This is a genomic window from Rhodococcus sp. WB1 (assembly GCF_001700945.1).
Classification (GTDB): Bacteria; Actinomycetota; Actinomycetes; order Mycobacteriales; family Mycobacteriaceae; genus Rhodococcus; species Rhodococcus aetherivorans.
Genome location: NZ_CP015529.1, coordinates 3,688,315 through 3,705,413 on the forward strand (window position 1 = coordinate 3,688,315; position 17,099 = coordinate 3,705,413).

Consider the following 17,099-nt stretch of genomic DNA (forward strand, 5'->3'; position numbering starts at 1 on the left):
TCAGGATCGCACAGCCGCCGCGAGGGCGGCGCGGCGCGGCGGCGCCACCGTCCCGAGCACCGCGCCGAGCAGCACACCGACGAGGACGGCCACGCCGTGCCCGTCACCGGCCACCACCAGCACCGCGCCGGCGAGGCCGATGCCGACGGCGGCCGCGAGCACGGCCCCGCGAGCGCCGACCGCCAGCCACAGGCCCGCGATCGACCCCGCGACCGCGAACGACGCGCCCGAGCTGCCGGCACCGGTCGACGGCGACACGAACGCGGTGAACAGCCCGAACAGCAGCTGGCTCACCGCGAACAACCCGACCGCCCGGCCCGGGCCCCACACCCGCACCGCGACGGTCGCGACGACGGCGAGGAGGAGCAGATTCACCAGGGTGACGAACACGCCGCCGTCCTGCACGAGCACCGAGGTCAGGACCCGCCACCATTCGTCCTCGGCGCGGATCCGCAGCGGGTCGCGGCCGAACGTCCCGAGCAGCGACGGCACGGCCAGGCGCAGCAGCGACGGGACCGCGACTACGAGCCACAGCACGAGCGCGGTCACCGGCGGCGGCCACAGCAGCTGACCCGGCGGGGGCCACCACACCAGCCGCCCCGGCGGCGCGCACCGACGCTGCGCGAGCAGCACCGCGAGGGCCGCGACGAGGGCGAGCAGGAGCACCGAACCGGGGTCGGCCTCCGAGGTGCTCACGGGCGTCAATGTACCTGCGGACGTACCCGGCGTCCGGTTCCGTCGACGGCGGGTCCGCTCCCCCGGCGCCGGACGTTCAATCCCGTGACACCACCGAGCGCAGGAAGAACCGCAGGTTCGACGGCCGCTCCGCGAGCCGCCGCATCAGGTACCCGTACCACTGGGCCCCGTAGGGGACGTACACCCGCATGCGTAGCCCGGCGCCGGCGAGCCGGCGCTGTTCGAGGTCGCGGATCCCGTACAGCATCTGATGCTCGAATCCGTCCGGGCCGCGGGCGTGCTCGGCGGCGAGCGGGCCCACGGCCGCCACGATCGCCGGGTCGTGCGAGGCCACCATCGGATAGCCCTGCCCGGCCATGAGCACCCGCAGGCACCGCAGGTACGAGGCGTCCACCTCGGCGGAATCCTGGTACGCCACCGACGCCGGTTCGCGGTAGGCGCCCTTGCACAGCCGCACCCGCGAGCCCGGGCCGGACAGGTCGCGGCAGTCCGCCTCGGTGCGGCGCAGGTAGGCCTGCAGCACGGCACCGACCCAGGGGAAGTCCTCGCGCAGCCGCCGCACGATCGACAGGGTGGCGTCGGTGGTGGTGTGGTCCTCGGCGTCGACGGTGACCCACACCCCCGCCGCGGCGGCGGCCGCGCAGATCTGCCGGGCGTGCCCGAGCGCGATGCCGGGGCCCTCGGCGCCGAGGGCCAGGCCGAGCGCGGTGAGCTTGACCGACACCTCCACCGCCGGCATCGGCGCATCGCGCTCGACCAGCGGAGCCAGGTCGGCGATCAGCGCCTCGTATTCGGCGACGATCGCCCGGGCCTGCGCGAGATCGGTGGTGTCCTCCCCGAGGTGGTCGATGCTCACCGCCCGTCCGGTGCCGAGCAGGGCCTTCGTGGCCGCCAGCGCGTCGGGGCGGGTGTCCCCGGCGACGAACCGGTCGACGAGCCGGCGTGTCGGCGGCGCCGTGGTGACCAGCGCCCGGACGCGGGGCGACTTCGCGGCCGCGAGGATCACCGGCCGCAGCGGGTTCGACGCCAGCCGCGGCAGCGCCCGCGACGTCACGGGCGGCGACGGCAGCGGTTCCGAGGCGACCACGGACCTCACCCGCCCTTCATGTGCGGGTACCGGTAGTCCGTCGGTGGCACGAACGTCTCCTTGATCGTCCGCGCCGACACCCAGCGCAGCAGGTTCAGCGGCGAGCCCGCCTTGTCGTCGGTGCCGGACGCCCGGCCGCCGCCGAAGGGTTGCTGCCCCACCACCGCGCCCGTGGGTTTGTCGTTGACGTAGAAGTTGCCGGCCGCGAACCGCAGCGCGGCGGTGGCCTCCTCGACGGCCGCGCGGTCCTCGGCGATCACCGAGCCGGTGAGCGCGTAGGGGGCGCCGCGGTCGACGAGGTCGAGCACCCGCCGCCACGCGTCCGGCTCCGCGTCGTCGTAGACGTGCACACTCAGCACCGGACCGAAGTACTCCGTGCACATCGACTCGTCACCCGGATCGTCGGTGAGCAGGACGGTGGGCCGCACGAACCAGCCGACCCACTGGTCGTACCCGCCGCCGACGGCGATCTCGATCGACTCGCGGTCGCGGGCCCGCTCGAGGGCGCCGACGACCTTCTCGTAGGCGGTCCGGTCGATCAGGGCGCCGCCGAAGTTCGACAGGTCGGTCACGTCGCCGTAGGTCAGGCTCTCGACCTCGTCGAGGAACTCGGTGCGCATGCGCCGCCACAGGGAGCGGGGCAGGAACGCCCGCGACGCCGCCGAGCACTTCTGCCCCTGATATTCGAAGGCCCCCCGGATCAGGGCCGTGGACAGCACGCCCGGATCGGCCGACGGGTGCGCGAGGACGAAGTCCTTGCCGCCGGTCTCCCCCACCAGCCGCGGATACGTGCGGTAGCCGTCGATGTTGGCCCCGACCTCCCGCCACAGGTGCTGGAACGTCCGGGTCGACCCGGTGAAGTGGATACCGGCCAGCCGCGGATCGCGCAGGAGCACCTCCGACGCGACCCGGCCGTCCCCGGTGATCAGATTGATCACGCCCGGCGGCATCCCCGCCGCCTCGAGCAGGCGCATCGTCCAGTACGCCGACAGGGACTGCGTCGGTGCGGGCTTCCACACCACGGTGTTGCCCAGCAGCGCCGGAGCGGTGGGCAGGTTCCCGGCGATCGCCGTGAAGTTGAACGGGGTGATCGCGTACACGAACCCCTCGAGCGGCCGGTAGTCCATCCGGTTCCACACACCCGGCGACGAATACGGCTGGTCGGCGAGCAGCGCCCGGGCGAAGTGCACGTTGAATCGCCAGAAGTCGACCAGTTCGCACGGCGCGTCGATCTCCGCCTGCTGCACCGACTTGGACTGGCCCAGCATGGTGGCGGCCGCGATCGTCTCCCGCCACGGCCCGGCCAGCAGGTCGGCGGCCCGCAGCAGCACGGCCGCGCGGGCGTCGAACGACATCTCCCGCCACGCGGGGGCCGCGGCCGTCGCCGCCTCGACGGCCGCCGTCGCCTCCGCCGGGGTGGCGTTGCGCAGGGTGCCGAGCACCGCGTGATGGTTGTGGGGCTGCACGATGTCGAAGCGATCGCCCTCACCGTGCACGTGCTCGCCGCCGATGACGTGCGAGACGTCCACCGGTTCGGCCGCCAGCTCCTTCAGCTTGGCGGTCAGACGCTCCCGCTCCGGGCTGCCGGGAGCGTAGGTGTGGACCGGCTCGTTGGCCGGCGCAGGAACTGCAGTGACGGCGTCCATGGGGCCTCCCTGGGCCCAGGGTAGCGCCGAACACGGCGTCGCATACGGCAATCCTGCTCGGGCAGCGTCGCTTCCGCCGCGCGCCGCCGCGCGCGCATCACGTCAGCCGGTGCGCGCACATCACATCAGCCGGTGCGCGCGCATCACATCAGCCGCTGCGCGGCGGCCGCGATCCTCTCGTCCGAGGCCGTCAGCGCGATCCGCACGTGCTGGACGCCGCCGGGACCGTAGAACTCGCCCGGGGCCACGAGGATCCCGCGTTCGGCGAACCAGTCCACCGTCGCGCGGCACTCCTCGCCGCGGCTCGCCCACAGGTACAGGCCGGCTTCGGAGTGATCCACCGTGAACCCGGCACCGCGGACGGCTGCGAGCAGCACCTCGCGGCGCTTGCGGTACAGCTCGCGCTGCGCGTTCTCGTGTTCGTCGTCGTTCAGCGCGACGGTCATCGCCGACTGGATCGGCAGCGGCACCATCATGCCGGCGTGCTTACGCACCTCGAGCAGGTCCGCGACGAGTTCGGCGTCGCCGGTGACGAAGCCGGCGCGGTAGCTGGCCAGGTTCGACGTCTTCGACAGCGAGTGCACCGCGAGCAGGTTCGTGTGGTCGCCGTCGCACACGCTCGGGTGCAGGATGGACAGTGCCTCACCCTCCCAGGTCAGGCCCAGGTAGCACTCGTCGGAGACGACGATCGCGTCCCGGCTGCGCGCCCAGTCCACCACCTTGCGCAGGTGTTCGAGGCCGAGCACCTTGCCCGTCGGGTTCGACGGCGAGTTCACGAACACCAGCGCCGCGCCCTCGGGTCCCAGGCGGTTGAGGCCGTCGGCACGAATGATCCGCGTGCCGGCGAGCAGCGCTCCCACCTCGTACGTCGGGTACGCCAGCTCGGGGATCACCACCAGGTCGCTGCCGCCGAGGCCGAGGAGGCTCGGCAGCCACGCGATCATCTCCTTGGTGCCGATGGCCGGCAGGATCGCGGACGCGTCGATGCCGGTGACGCCGTAGCGTCGGGCCAGCGCCCCGACCGCGGCAGCGCGCAGCGCTTCCGTGCCGTGGGTGGTCGGATACCCGGATTCCTCCGCGACGGCGAGCAGCGCCTCACGGATGACCGGGGCGACGGGGTCGACGGGGGTGCCGACCGAGAGATTGACGATGCCGCCGGGGTGCGCGGCCGCCTTCTCCTTCGCGCCGGTCAGCGAGTCCCACGGAAAGTCCGGCAGGCTCGCGGCCACCGAACGACGAGTGCGCGTCACGGTACCGCCGATCACTATTCCTCGCCCATGGGCGGCAGGGCCTTGACGAACGGCGGGTCGTAGTCGACCTTGCCGAGCTTGGCGGCGCCACCCGGGGATCCGAGATCGTCGAAGAAGTCGACGTTGGCCTTGACGTACGCGCTCCACTCGTCCGGCACGTCGTCCTCGTAGAAGATCGCCTCGACGGGGCACACCGGCTCGCAGGCACCGCAGTCCACGCACTCGTCCGGATGGATGTACAGCATGCGACCGCCCTCGTAGATGCAGTCGACCGGGCATTCCTCGATGCACGCCTTGTCCAACACGTCCACGCACGGTTCCGCAATCGTGTACGTCACTGGTGTTCTCCCTGCCTCTCTGGTCGCCCGCCCACCTGCACGGTCACGCCGAATCGGGGCGCGCTCCGCGTCCGTCGACGTCCAGTATCCCCCGCCGCGGGGACACCCCTCCGAGTTAGGGTGCCCTGACTAGATGGGCCCCGGCTGGGCGCCCAGCCACTGCTGCCCGTCCGCGGCGGCCCGGGACAGGGCGGACCGCTCGCCGACGTATCCGGCCAGTGCCCCCACCAGCGGCAGCACGCCGAGCGCGCGCCACGCGCCCGACGGCTGCGGACGCCGCGCGAGTTCCGCGTTCACCGCGCGGACCAGGTCGATCGTCGACCGCACCGGACGCCGCACCCACGACAGCGGTGTCCCGGTTTCGCCCGTGCCGAGGAGGTCGCGGCGGCACAGCACGGCCGCGAGCATCCGCACCTGGCGGTCGCGGTCGTGGATTCCGCGTTCCCGGGCGACGGCGAGCAGCACGACCGCCTGGTTCACGAAGCCGAGCGCGTCCTGCAGCGGCAGCATCCGGCCCACCACCCCGAGCATGCCGGGGAACGCGACGGGCAGCGTCGAGACCGAGCCGAGCCCGCCGACCCACCAGTTCACCCGCTCCTGTTCCGACGCGGCCGCCCACGCCGCCGTGCCCGGCACGCGACCGGCGTCGAGCACGGCCGCGGCCGCGTCGAGCACCTGCTCGACCGGGGTCCGCTCCCGCACCGTGGGCACGAACGTGCGGGCCTTGAGACCGAACGGGTCGAGGTACGCCAGGTCGAACAGCGGCCCGACGCCCGCGGCGGTCGCGTCCAGGGCCGCCACGACGACCCCGTCGCCCAGCCTGGGGCTCACCGGCCGGCCCCGCTGAGGGCGCCCCCGTCGACAGCGAGCGGCGCGTAGGCGGTGCTCCGCTGACGGGCCGGGCGACCGATGCCCTCGGCGATCGCCACGAGTTCCGCCACGGTCTTCTCCGAGCCGTGCTGGGAACCCGCCATCCGGGAGATCGTCTCCTCCATCAGGGTGCCGCCGAGGTCGTTGGCGCCGCCCTGCAGCATCGCCTGCGTGCCGGCGACACCGAGCTTGACCCAGCTGGTCTGGATGTTGTCGATCCGGCCGTGCAGCATGATCCGCGCCAGCGCGTGCGCGGCGCGGTTGTCGCGCAACGTCGGACCGGGCCGCGACGCGCCGGCCAGGTACAGCGGCGACGACTGGTGCACGAACGGCAGCAGCACGAACTCCGTGAAGCCGCCGGTGCGGTCCTGGATCCCACGCAGCACGTTCAGGTGCCCCACCCAGTGGTGCGGCTGGTCGACGTGGCCGTACATCATCGTCGAGCTGGACCGCAGCCCCACCTCGTGTGCGGTGGTGACCACCTCGATCCACTCCGCGGTGGGCAGCTTGCCCTTGGTGAGCACCCAGCGGACCTCGTCGTCGAGGATCTCCGCGGCGGTGCCGGGGATCGTGTCGAGGCCGGCCTCACGCAACTCGGTCAGCCAGTCGCGGACGGACACGCCGCTGCGGGAGACGCCGTTGGCGATCTCCATCGGGGAGAAGGCGTGCACGTGCATCGACGGCACCCGCTCCTTGACCGCGCGGACCAGGTCGGCGTAGCCGGTGACGGGCAGTTCCGGGTCGATGCCGCCCTGCATACACACCTCGGTGGCACCGGCGACGTGCGCCTCCCACGCCCGGTCCGCGACCTCCGCGGTGGACAGGGTGAACGCGTCGGCGTCGCCCTTGCGCTGCGCGAACGCGCAGAACCGGCAGCCGGTGTAGCAGATGTTGGTGAAGTTGATGTTCCGGTTGATCACGTACGTGACGTCGTCGCCGACCGTGTCCCGGCGCAGCTGGTCGGCCAGGGCGACGACCGCCTCGAGGCCGGGCCCGTCGGCGTGCGCGAGGGCGACGTACTGGGCGTCGGTACAACCGGCGGGGTCCTTCTCCGCGGCGCGCAGCGCCGAGAGCACGTCCCCGTCCAACCGCACCGGGGCATTCGCGCCGAGTGCGAGGACCTGCTCGCGCACGGTGTCCCAGTCGCCGAACGCGCTGCCGAGGTCGGAGCGGTACTCGGTGTTGCGCCCGGTCACGTCGATCTCGGAGTTCAGATCCACGCGGCCGCTGGACTCCCAATCGAGGTCGGGCTCCTGCCACGGCTGCCCCTGCGGGGTCACGTCCCGGGCCAGACCGGTCGCCGGGTCCGCCAGCGCGCGCACGTGGGCGGCGATCCGCGGGTCGATCCACGGCTGCCCGGCCAGCACGTACTGCGGCTGGGCCGCGATCCGCTCGGTGAGGGTGAACCCGGCGTCGGCGCTGATCCGTGCGAGCGCGTCCAGGTTCGGCCACGGCCGTTCCGGGTTGACGTGGTCCGGGGTCAGCGGTGAGACCCCGCCCCAGTCGTCGACGCCCGCGGCGAGCAGCGCGCGGCACTCGTCGGCGGCGACGAGGTTCGGCGGCGCCTGGATGCGCATGGACGGGCCGAGCACGAGCCGGGCCACGGCGATCGCGGCCCGGAACTCGTCGAGTCCGGCGTCGTCCACGTCGCGCATCGCGGTGTCGTCCTTCGCCCGGAAGTTCTGCACGATCACTTCCTGGATATGTCCGAACGCCTTGTGCTGCTTGCGGATTGCCGCGATGGATTCGGCGCGCTCGGTGAGCGTCTCGCCGATGCCGACGAGGATGCCGGTCGTGAACGGCACCGACAGCCGGCCCGCGTCGGTGAGCACCCGCAGCCGCACCGCCGGGTCCTTGTCGGGGCTGCCGTAGTGGCACTCCCCCTGCTCGGTGAACAACCGGGTCGACGTGGTCTCGAGCATCATGCCCATCGACGGGGCCACCGGCTTGAGACGGGACATCTCGGCCCAGCTCATCACCCCGGGGTTCAGGTGCGGCAGCAGCCCGGTCTCCTCGAGTACCCGGATCGCCATCGCGCGCACGTAGTCGAGGGTCGAGTCGTAGCCCCGCTCGTCGAGCCACTGCCGCGCCTCCGGCCAGCGCTCCTCGGGCCGGTCACCGAGCGTGAAAAGCGCTTCCTTGCAACCCAGTTCGGCTCCACGCCGGGCGATGTCCAGGATCTCGTCGGGCTCGAGATACATCCCCTGCCCGGCGGCGCGCAGCTTGCCCGGCACGGTCACGAACGTGCAGTAGTGGCAGCGGTCCCGGCACAGCCGGGTGATGGGGACGAACACCTTGCGGGAATAGGTGACCGTGCCCGGCCGGCCCGCCGCGAGCAGACCGGCGTCGCGCACCCGGGCGGCCGAGGCACACAGGTCCTCGAGATCCGATCCCCGGGCGGCGAGCAGGATCGCGGCCTCGTCGACGTTGAGCGTCGCCCCGTCCCGCGCGCGCCGCAACGCCCGCCGCATGCCCGACGGCGAAACCCGCACAGGATCCGCCGCGGACGACGCGGGCCCGGCCGCGCCGGCGCGGACCGAGGGCAGGGGCAACATCGCGGGCGTGGCACCGTCGTGGGTCGAATCGGTCATTCGCCGATCATGCGCCACCCGCCGTACCCATGCCACCTCGGGGGCACGTCCCCGGCGAACTCACTCGCGGGGATAGTCCTCGTCTCCCGGGACGACCCGGCTCTGCTCGAGAACGTCCGCGGGCTCCACCTCGAGCGGCACCGAGGTCACCTCGTCGTCGGCCGGTTCGTCCTCGGCCGGCATCTCCTGCTCGATCCGATCGGCCTCGGGCAGTTCCGTGTATTCGGTGGTCTCCGATGATTCGGTCACGGCGGTCCTCCTCCTCGTGTCGACTCCGAACCCGGTCGCGGCATTGCCGGGTTTGCTCGCCCGATCAGCTTAGCCTGGAACCGACTGGACACCACCGACGAGGAGAACCGCGTGAACCGGGACGACCCCCCGCCGCCCCCGGCAGCCGGCAGGGCCGCCCCGCCGCCGGTGACGATGGCCGATCCGGCGTGGCGCCCCAGCCCGAGGGCGCGGCTGCTGTGGGCGGTGAGCGCCGCACTGCTGTGGGTGCCGGTCGTGGCCGCGCAGGTGGTGTGGGCGATAGTCGACTCCGGCCGGCACCCGGGTTGGCACGTCGCCGCCGGCGTCGCCACCGCGGTTCTCGCCGTCGCGCACGTGGCCGTGATGCCGCTGTGGCGGTACCGGGTGCACCGCTGGGAGATCACCGACACCGCCGTGTACACGCGCTCGGGGTGGCTCACCCAGGAACGCCGGATCGCGCCGATCTCCCGGATCCAGACGGTCGACACGGAGCGCGGCCCGATCGAACGATGGCTCGGCCTCGCCACCGTCACCGTCACCACCGCCTCGTCCGCGGGCGCCGTGGAGATCACCGCTCTCGACGTCGGGGTCGCCGACGCCACCGCCGCCCGGCTCACCGCGATCGCCGGCAGCAGCCAGGCCGATGCCACGTGAGCGACGTACCCGTGCCGCCGGAGCGGGAGGACGCCCCCGCCCTCGCCGCCGAGGCCGAGCAGCCGTGGTTGCGGCTGGATCCGCGGATGCTGCTGATCCACCCCGTCGAGGAGGTACTGCGGCTGCTGCCGGTGCTGGTGGCGTCGGTGCTGCTCGGCAGCAGCAGCGGCAATCACGGCTGGGGCCTGGCGGTGGCCGCGCTGCTGGTGGTGATCGGCATGCTGCGCTGGTTCACCACGACCTACCGGATCGGACCGGTGCACGTGGAGCTGCGCCGGGGCCTGCTGCAGCGCCAGCTGCTGTCGGTGCCGCGCAGCCGCATCCGGTCCGTGGACGTCGAACAGCGCCTGCTGCACCGGCTGTTCGGGCTGGCGGTGGTGCGGATCGGGACCGGCCAGCGGACCGGCGCCGGACGCGACCGCAACCGGTTCGAGCTGAACGGCCTGGCGGTCGGTGCCGTGCCGGCGCTGCGCGCCGCCCTGCTCAGCACGCACCCGGGAGCGCCGGACGAGGCGGCCGGGGCGGCCGCCCCGGCCGAAACCGCGATCGCCCGGTTCCAGCCGGGCTGGGTGCGCTACGCCCCGTTCTCGACCACGGGGCTGGTCACCGTCGCGGCGGTGGTGGGACTGGCCTTCCAGTACGGGATCGCCGAGCGGCTCGGCGAGTCGGCCACCGTCGAGCGCGGGCTGTCGTCGATCGAGGCCGCCGGCCCGTTCGTCGCCGCCGTGCTCGGCCTGCTCGTCCTGGGCGTGGTGGCGAGCCTGGCGGCGTGCGTGCGGTACGTGCTGCTGTACGCGGACCTGTCGGTCACCGACGACGGGCGGATGCTGCGGGTCGGGCACGGCCTGCTGCGGCACCGGCACACCACCCTGGACCGGCGCCGCCTGCGCGGCGTGAGCCTTCGCGAGCCGCTTGCGCTGCGCCTGGCCGGCGGGGCCCGCCTGGACGCGGTGATGACCGGCGTCGCCGCCGAGCACGGCGAGTCGTCGCTGCTGCTGCCGCCCGCGCCCTCCGCCGAGGCGCGACGGGTCGCGGCAGCGGTACTGCGCGACACGCGGCAGCTCGACGCCCCGCTGCGGCCGCACGGGCCGGCGGCGCGGCGGCGACGGTTCACCCGGGCGCTGAGTCCCGTGGCGCTGGCCGTCGCCGCCGGTGCGACGGCGGTCGCGGTCACCGGCCGCACGGTCCCGGTGGCGGCATGGGGTCCGGCGGTCGCGGCCGTCACGGTGGCGGCGGTGGGGCTGGCGTGGGATCGCTACCGCAGCCTGGGGCATGCCGTGCTGGGGGCGGGGCCGCAGGACGCGACGGCGTGGCTGATCACCCGCGGCGGGTCGCTGGATCGGCGCCGCGTCTCGCTCGAGGCGGACGGCATCATCGGCTGGACGGTGCGGCAGACGTTCTTCCAGCGCCGCGCCGGGGTGGCGACGGTCGTCGCCGCGACCCCGGCCGGTACGGGCCGCTACGCGGTGGTGGACCTCCCCGCGGAGCAGGCGTGGGCGCTGGTCGAGGCGGTCACTCCCGGGGCCGGCGACGGATGGGTGCGCCGATGAACCCGATCGATCGGCCCCCGGACCTGGCCGCGCTCGACGCGCGCCTGATCGAGTGCCGGGCTTGCCCGCGACTGGTCGCGTGGCGGGAGCAGGTGGGCCGCGAGAAGCGTGCCGCATACCGCGACGAGGAGTACTGGGCGCGTCCCGTGCCCGGGTTCGGACCGGCGGATGCGTCCCTGCTGATCGTGGGCCTGGCCCCGGCCGCGCACGGCGGCAACCGGACCGGCCGGATGTTCACCGGCGACCGCTCGGGCGACTTCCTGTACGCCGCGCTGCACGCGGCGGGCCTGGCGTCGCAGCCCACCGCGACGCACCGCGGCGACGGCCTCGAACTGTTCGGCACCCGCGTCACGTCGCCGGTGCACTGCGCGCCGCCGGCCAACCGGCCGACGCCGCAGGAGCGGGACACGTGCCGCACCTGGCTCGACGCGGAGCTACAGCTGCTGGCGCCGACGTTGCGCTCGGTCGTGGTGCTCGGCGGCTTCGGATGGCGGGCGCTGCTCCCGGTGCTCGACGACGCCGGCTGGGCCGTGCCGCGTCCCCGCCCCGGATTCGGGCACGGCACGGCGGTGGAACTGCGGCCGCGCGGCGACGCTGCGGACCGCAGGCCGCTACACGTGTTCGGTTGCTATCACGTGAGCCAGCAGAACACGTTCACCGGCCGGCTCACCCCGGCCATGCTCACCGCCGTGCTCACGGACGCGGCGCGGGCTGCCGGACTGCGCTCGTGAGCGCGGCCATGCGGGCGACGAACAGGTGCAACCCTGCGGGGGCGAGCGCACCGACCGGCAGCAGCAGGGTCCGCCAGTCGGCGACGAGGAGCTGATCGCCGCCGGGACCGCCGGCCAGGCACACCACGAAGCCGACGATCCACGCCAGCAGCGGCCACGCCGCGCGCGAGGCGGACCCGGTCTCGGCACGCATCGCCATCACCAGGAGCATGTTCGCCGCGCCGGCCAGCACGATCGTGATCGGGAACGGCACCGTGCCGATGTACAGGCCGAGGAAGAACACGGACAGCAGCGCGCAGAGGAAGCCGTCGAAGGTCAGCAGCGCGACGATGCCCGGCCGCGGCTTCGGCGCCGGCGGGGCGGGAGCTTCGGTGGCTGTGGTGGCGGGATCGACCGTCATCGTTCGATAGTGCGCCACCGGCGCGGGTGGGTGGTCACCGGGTCCCGGCCGATCACGGCACCGGCGGGTAGCCCATGAGCGTCAGCACGTGGCTGGCCTGGTCCGCGAATCCGTAGAGCGCCTGGTAGTAGGCGGCGTTGATCTGGTCCGCGTAGGGACGCAGCGAATCGACGAATGCGACGATCTGGTTCTGGACGGACCAGTTGTACATCAGGACCCTCTCGTGTGACCACGATCACCTGTCCGGTGCTCGTGGTCACACTAACTCAGCCCGGCGAAGAGGTCACGCTCCCGGCCGGAGCCGTCGACGTCGCCGCGGTCGCCCCGGACGAGCACGTAGTGCTCCTGCTCCAGCACGGGCTGCGCGACGAGGTTGGACAGGGCGAACTGTGCTCCGCCGGGCGCGACGACGACCTGGGTCGCGTGCGCCGCCAGGGCCGCCCGCTTGGCGTCGAGCACGCCGGCGACGTCGACCACGGTGGTGACCTGTTCGTCGGGCACGCACGGCAGGTCGTCGGGGCCGGGACGCTGCCACCCGTCGGGCAGGCCGGTCATCTCCGCGATGCCGCGATGCAGGGCGCTCGCCTCGGTGACGGTCCAGTACAGCTTCGCCGGATCCCACGGTGCGCCGGCGTGCGGGTAGGCGCCGGTCCCCGCAGCCTCGACCGCTGCGGTCACGACGTAATGCACCCGGATGTGGTCGGGGTGGCCGTAACCGCCCACGGGGTCGTAGGTGACCACCACGTGCGGGCGCAGTTCCCGGATCACCGCGACGAGTGCGGCCACCGCCTCGTCGCGGTCGGCGTTCACCCAGGCCCGCGGGTTCGCGGCCGACGGGGTGCCGGCCATCCCGGAGTCGCGCCAATGCCCGGCGCCGCCGAGGAAGCGGGGCGCGGGCACGCCGAGGGCGGCCAGCGCCCGGCCGAGCTCGTGGATGCGATAGCCACCGAGCTGATCGGCCCGGTCGGCGGTGAGCTGCGCCCATTCGTCGCCGACGACCTCGCCCTCCTCCCCGAGGGTGCACGTCACGACGGTGACCTCGGCGCCCTCGGCGGCGTAGCGGGCGATGGTGCCGCCCGTGGTGATGGATTCGTCGTCGGGATGGGCGTGCACCAGCAGCAGGCGTTTCGGCGCGGGGGCGTTCCGATCGGTCACGGTGTGGTCCTCCACCAGTTCTGCGCGTCGGACAGGGAACCGGCAGGGATCGAGCCGGCCAGCGTCACGCCCTCGACGCCGGGTCCCGCGGCGATCACGGTGCGGTCCTGCACGATCGGCAGGGTGACGGCGAGGTCCCACAGCTTCGGCTGCGCCCCGGCCAGGACGGCGGGCACGTCGCCGGCGCCGCGCAGGGCCCCGGCGAGTTCCGGGTCGAGGGTGGGGTCGCACACCCCGGACACGTTGCTCGGTGCGGCGAGTTGCGCCTCGGCGGCCTCGATCTCGTCGTCGGGAACCGGCCCGGCGTCACCGTCGGGAACCGGCCCGGCGTCACCGTCCGGAACGGACTCGGCGTCACCGTCCGGAACGGACTCGGCGTCACCGCCGGGGGCGGGCTCCGGCGTCGGGGTGGGTGCGGGAGCCGGCTCGACGGAGCCGGGGCCCTGCTCGGGAAGCACTGGGGGGCAACCGAATCGGGACAGCGCAGCGGTGGCGGGGTCGCCTCCGGCGCGCGTCCAGCCGACCACCGCATGCACGGTCCCCTCGACGAGGGCGTCGCCGTAGAGCTCGTCCGGCGGCAACGTCGTCACGGTGGCGGCGACGCCGGCCCCACGCAGCTGGTCCGCGGCGGTGCGGGCGACGGCGTCGGCCACCGGCGAGTTCTCCGGCACGCCCAGCACGAGGGTGAGCGGCACGCCGCCCTGGGCGAGCAGACCCGTGGTCGCGGTCTCGGGCGCCGGGGTGCCGGTTGCGTCGATCGTCGCCGGGCCGGCCGGTACATACCCGGCCCCGGCGAGGAGCGCGAGGGACTCCTCGCGGCCGGGCCGCGGCGGCATCGTCGGCGAATAGCCGGGATCGGACGGGGCGAGCACCTGCGCGCGGGCCGCGACGACGGCCGATTCCGTGCCGGCCGCGACGGTGGCCAGCAGGTCCGGGTCGAGAAGCCCGAGGACGGCCCGGCGCACGCGCGGATCGGCGAACTCGGTCGTGCGGCCGTTGAGGGTCAGCTCGAGGACGCGGGGCTGCAGCTGGGTGCCGGTGCGCACCTGCGGGATCGCGCCGAGCTGGGCGAGCAGCGCGGATCCCCCACCGTGCATCTGCGCGACCTGCGCGTCGCCGGTGCGAATGGACTCGGCGAGCTGCGCGTCGGTTCCGCCGCGGCGCAACAGGATCCGGTCGGGCCGGGCCGGCGTGCCCCAGAAGCGATCGTTGCGTTCGAGCAGGATCTCGCCGCGGCCGCGGTCGACGGACTTGACATGGAACTGCCCGCCGGACACCGGGATCGATTCGGCGAGGCTCGTGGTGAAACCGCCCGGAGTGTCCTTGACGAGGTGAGCCGGCAGCAGGTGGATGAACAGTTCCCGCCACGCCGGGTAGGGCTCGCGCAGCGTGACGGTGACGGTCTTGCCGCCGCCGGAGGATCCGACGTCCTCGATGAGGCGGTATCCGGCGGGATCGACCACACCGGGCTGGGTGATCATCTGCTGCCACAGGTACCGGAAGTCCTCGGCGGCGATGGGCGCGCTGTCGGACCACTGCGCCTCGTCGCGCACCTGATAGGTGATGGTGAACGGGGCCTGCGAGGTGACCTCGGCCGATGCGAGGACGGACTCGTCGAGCACCCAGGCGGAGGCGCCGGGCCGCGCGGGGTCGGGCACGGGCCGGAACGCGCTCGGCAGCACCATCCCGGCGACGGTGTTGCCGACGGGCGACTGGTCGGCGAGCAGGTGCGGGTTGAGCCCGGCGCCCACGTCGTCGACGGCCACCACGACGGTGTTGAGCTGGGGAACCGGGGTGGGGATCCGGGTGGGCTCGGTCTGCTCGATCGGCGGCGGCGGATCGGCGGTGCACGCCGTCAACCCCAGCACCGCGGCGACCGCGGTGATCCCGGCGATCCTGCGCATCCGGCCTCCCTTCCCTCCGGGATGCGGCGGTGGTCCCGGCTGCGCCGGGACCACCACTGCCGCGACTACTTGTTGCGAGCCTTCTCCCGCGAGCGGGCGCGGGCCCGGTCGGTGGCCGACAGGTGCACCTTGCGGACGCGGAGGATCTCCGGGGTGACCTCGACGCACTCGTCGGACGCACAGAACTCCATGGCCTCCTCGAGGCTCAGGGTGATCGGCTTCGCGAGGGTCTCCATCACGTCGGCCGTGGAGGAGCGCATGTTGGTGAGCTTCTTCTCGCGGGTGACGTTGATGTCGAGATCCTCGGCGCGCGGGTTGATGCCCACGACATGGCCCTCGTAGGTGTCGCTGCCCGGCTCCACGAAGAAGGTGCCGCGGTCGCCGAGCTGGATCATGGCGAACGGCGTGACCGAGCCCGAGCGGTCGGAGACCAGCGAGCCGGTGTGCCGCGCGCGGATCTCCCCGGCCCACGGGGCGTAGCCGTGGAAAACGGCGTTGGCGATGCCCGTGCCACGGGTCTCGGTGAGGAAGTCGGTGCGGAACCCGATGAGGCCGCGCGACGGGACGATGAACTCCATGCGCACCCATCCGGCGGCGTGGTTGGACATCTGCACCATCTTGCCCTTGCGGGCCGCGAGCAGCTGGGTGATCGCGCCGAGGTGTTCCTCGGGGCTGTCGATGGTGAGTTCCTCGTAGGGCTCGTGCACCTTGCCGTCGACCTGCCGGGTGACCACCTGCGGCTTGCCGACGGTGAGCTCGAAGCCCTCGCGGCGCATCTGCTCGACGAGGATGGCCAGCGCCAGCTCGCCGCGGCCCTGCACCTCCCAGGCGTCGGGGCGGCCGATGTCGAGCACGCGCAGCGACACGTTGCCGACCAGCTCCGAGTCGAGACGGGACTTGACCATGCGCGCGGTCAGCTTGTGGCCCTGCACGCGGCCGACGAGCGGCGACGTGTTGGTGCCGATGACCACCGAGATGGCCGGCTCGTCGACCGTGATGCGCGGCAGGGCGACCGGGTTGTCCACGTCGGCAAGGGTGTCGCCGATCATGATGTCCGGGATACCGGCGACGGCGACGATGTCGCCGGCGACGGCGACGTCACCGGGCCGGCGCTCGACACCGATGGTCTGGAGCAGCTCGGTGATCTTCACGTTCTTCACGCCGTCGGCGTGCATCCACGCGACGGTCTGGCCCTTGCGCAGCTCGCCGTTGTGGATGCGCAGCAGCGCCAGGCGGCCGAGGAACTCGGAGGCGTCGAGGTTGGTGACGTGGGCCTGCAGCGGTGCGGCCGGATCGCCCTTGGGGGCGGGGATGTACTTCATGAGGACGTCGAACAGCGCGTCGAGGTTCTCGGCGGAGGGCGCCTGTCCGTTCTCGGGCTGTTCCGTCGACGCCTTGCCCTCGCGCCCGGAGGCGTACAGGACCGGCAGGTCCAGCAGCTGCTCGGCGGCCTCGGAGGCCTCGTCGTCGAGGTCGGAGGCGAGGTCGAGCAGCAGGTCGTGGGTCTCCTCGACGACCTCGGCGATGCGGGCGTCGGGGCGGTCGGTCTTGTTGACCACCAGCAGCACCGGCAGCGACGCGGAGAGCGCCTTGCGCAGCACGAAGCGGGTCTGCGGCAGCGGGCCCTCGGATGCGTCGACGAGCAGGACGACGCCGTCGACCATGGACAGGCCGCGCTCGACCTCGCCACCGAAGTCGGCGTGACCGGGGGTGTCGATCACGTTGATGACGGTGACGGTGCCGTCGCCGTTGTACCGGTGCACGGCGGTGTTCTTCGCGAGAATGGTGATGCCCTTCTCGCGCTCGAGGTCACCGGAGTCCATGACCCGGTCGACGAGTTCCGCGCGCTCGGCGAAGGCGCCCGACTGGCGCAGCATGGCGTCGACGAGGGTGGTCTTTCCGTGGTCGACGTGCGCGACGATGGCGACGTTGCGGAAACTGGCGGTGCTCACGCGATGGCTCTCCTGGCTGTTGTCCG

Annotated in this window: 16 protein-coding genes; 3 read left to right on the forward strand and 13 right to left on the reverse strand. The window is 73.1% G+C overall.

The features are described from left to right. From A4U64_RS16235 to A4U64_RS16270, 8 genes are all read right to left on the reverse strand, one after another. Positions 1 to 696 carry a hypothetical protein gene (locus A4U64_RS16235; RefSeq protein ID WP_006933977.1) on the reverse strand — a complete coding sequence of 232 codons (696 nt, stop codon included), beginning with the start codon at positions 694 to 696 and terminating at the stop codon, positions 1 to 3. 76 nt (positions 697 to 772) lie between these two features. Next, entirely contained in the window at positions 773 to 1,792 is a 1,020-nt protein-coding gene (locus tag A4U64_RS16240; protein WP_006933970.1) for a proline dehydrogenase family protein, read from the reverse strand. Further along, the gene (gene pruA / locus A4U64_RS16245) at positions 1,789 to 3,429 is read right to left on the reverse strand and encodes an L-glutamate gamma-semialdehyde dehydrogenase (protein ID WP_006933968.1); all 1,641 of its coding nucleotides are present in this window, start codon (positions 3,427 to 3,429) and stop codon (positions 1,789 to 1,791) included. The genes A4U64_RS16240 and pruA overlap by 4 nt, the downstream gene beginning before the upstream one ends. Before the next feature lie 143 nt (positions 3,430 to 3,572). Beyond that, positions 3,573 to 4,694 carry a succinyldiaminopimelate transaminase gene (gene dapC, locus A4U64_RS16250; protein WP_376744876.1) on the reverse strand — a complete coding sequence of 374 codons (1,122 nt, stop codon included), beginning with the start codon at positions 4,692 to 4,694 and terminating at the stop codon, positions 3,573 to 3,575. Then, a complete protein-coding gene (gene fdxA / locus A4U64_RS16255; RefSeq protein WP_006933964.1) occupies positions 4,694 to 5,017 on the reverse strand; it encodes a ferredoxin in 324 nt (107 codons plus the stop codon). The genes dapC and fdxA overlap by 1 nt, the downstream gene beginning before the upstream one ends. 129 nt (positions 5,018 to 5,146) lie before the next feature. After that, positions 5,147 to 5,848: a hypothetical protein gene (locus A4U64_RS16260; protein WP_044475772.1), complete on the reverse strand. Its 702-nt coding sequence runs from the start codon at positions 5,846 to 5,848 to the stop codon at positions 5,147 to 5,149. Then, a complete protein-coding gene (locus A4U64_RS16265; protein WP_029542348.1) occupies positions 5,845 to 8,478 on the reverse strand; it encodes a bifunctional FO biosynthesis protein CofGH in 2,634 nt (877 codons plus the stop codon). The genes A4U64_RS16260 and A4U64_RS16265 overlap by 4 nt, the downstream gene beginning before the upstream one ends. Positions 8,479 to 8,538: 60 nt before the next feature. Further along, positions 8,539 to 8,727 carry a hypothetical protein gene (locus A4U64_RS16270; RefSeq protein ID WP_006933961.1) on the reverse strand — a complete coding sequence of 63 codons (189 nt, stop codon included), beginning with the start codon at positions 8,725 to 8,727 and terminating at the stop codon, positions 8,539 to 8,541. Between the two features lie 174 nt (positions 8,728 to 8,901). On the opposite strand from A4U64_RS16270, the gene A4U64_RS16275 reads away from it, so the two are divergent. The 3 genes from A4U64_RS16275 to A4U64_RS16285 are packed head-to-tail and all read left to right on the forward strand — an operon-like array spanning position 8,902 to position 11,662. Continuing rightward, entirely contained in the window at positions 8,902 to 9,381 is a 480-nt protein-coding gene (locus tag A4U64_RS16275) for a PH domain-containing protein (RefSeq protein ID WP_044475775.1), read from the forward strand. Continuing rightward, positions 9,378 to 10,931 (forward strand): PH domain-containing protein, encoded by a 1,554-nt coding sequence (locus A4U64_RS16280; RefSeq protein WP_065922829.1) that lies wholly within the window; start codon positions 9,378 to 9,380, stop codon positions 10,929 to 10,931. The genes A4U64_RS16275 and A4U64_RS16280 overlap by 4 nt, the downstream gene beginning before the upstream one ends. Continuing rightward, the gene (locus A4U64_RS16285) at positions 10,928 to 11,662 is read left to right on the forward strand and encodes a uracil-DNA glycosylase (protein ID WP_006933956.1); all 735 of its coding nucleotides are present in this window, start codon (positions 10,928 to 10,930) and stop codon (positions 11,660 to 11,662) included. Before A4U64_RS16280 ends, A4U64_RS16285 begins: the two co-directional genes overlap by 4 nt. On the opposite strand, the gene A4U64_RS16290 is transcribed toward A4U64_RS16285, so the two are convergent. The 5 genes from A4U64_RS16290 to typA all read right to left on the reverse strand — a co-directional run bounded on the left by A4U64_RS16290 (position 11,625) and on the right by typA (position 17,073). Further along, positions 11,625 to 12,062 (reverse strand): hypothetical protein, encoded by a 438-nt coding sequence (locus tag A4U64_RS16290; RefSeq protein WP_006933953.1) that lies wholly within the window; start codon positions 12,060 to 12,062, stop codon positions 11,625 to 11,627. The two genes, A4U64_RS16285 and A4U64_RS16290, sit on opposite strands and share 38 nt — an antisense overlap. 52 nt (positions 12,063 to 12,114) lie before the next feature. Next, positions 12,115 to 12,273, reverse strand: a complete 159-nt coding sequence (locus A4U64_RS28555; protein WP_006933951.1) for a hypothetical protein — start codon at positions 12,271 to 12,273, stop codon at positions 12,115 to 12,117. Positions 12,274 to 12,323: 50 nt separating this feature from the next. After that, on the reverse strand, positions 12,324 to 13,217 hold the full coding sequence (gene mshB, locus A4U64_RS16295; RefSeq protein WP_084648721.1) for an N-acetyl-1-D-myo-inositol-2-amino-2-deoxy-alpha-D-glucopyranoside deacetylase: 894 nt from the start codon (positions 13,215 to 13,217) through the stop codon (positions 12,324 to 12,326). Next, on the reverse strand, positions 13,214 to 15,121 hold the full coding sequence (locus tag A4U64_RS16300; RefSeq protein WP_065922830.1) for an ABC transporter family substrate-binding protein: 1,908 nt from the start codon (positions 15,119 to 15,121) through the stop codon (positions 13,214 to 13,216). The genes mshB and A4U64_RS16300 overlap by 4 nt, the downstream gene beginning before the upstream one ends. Positions 15,122 to 15,186: 65 nt before the next feature. Further along, positions 15,187 to 17,073: a translational GTPase TypA gene (gene typA / locus A4U64_RS16305; RefSeq protein ID WP_006933946.1), complete on the reverse strand. Its 1,887-nt coding sequence runs from the start codon at positions 17,071 to 17,073 to the stop codon at positions 15,187 to 15,189. Positions 17,074 to 17,099: the final 26 nt, after the last annotated feature.

Coding starts and splice junctions, on each gene's coding strand:
- A4U64_RS16285 (WP_006933956.1), top strand. CDS start 10,928: ATGAACCCGATCGATCGGCCCCCGGACCTGGCCGCGCTCGACGCGCGC.
- A4U64_RS28555 (WP_006933951.1), bottom strand. CDS start 12,273: ATGTACAACTGGTCCGTCCAGAACCAGATCGTCGCATTCGTCGATTCG.
- A4U64_RS16300 (WP_065922830.1), bottom strand. CDS start 15,121: ATGCGCAGGATCGCCGGGATCACCGCGGTCGCCGCGGTGCTGGGGTTG.
- pruA (WP_006933968.1), bottom strand. CDS start 3,429: ATGGACGCCGTCACTGCAGTTCCTGCGCCGGCCAACGAGCCGGTCCAC.
- A4U64_RS16290 (WP_006933953.1), bottom strand. CDS start 12,062: ATGACGGTCGATCCCGCCACCACAGCCACCGAAGCTCCCGCCCCGCCG.
- A4U64_RS16275 (WP_044475775.1), top strand. CDS start 8,902: ATGGCCGATCCGGCGTGGCGCCCCAGCCCGAGGGCGCGGCTGCTGTGG.
- A4U64_RS16265 (WP_029542348.1), bottom strand. CDS start 8,478: ATGACCGATTCGACCCACGACGGTGCCACGCCCGCGATGTTGCCCCTG.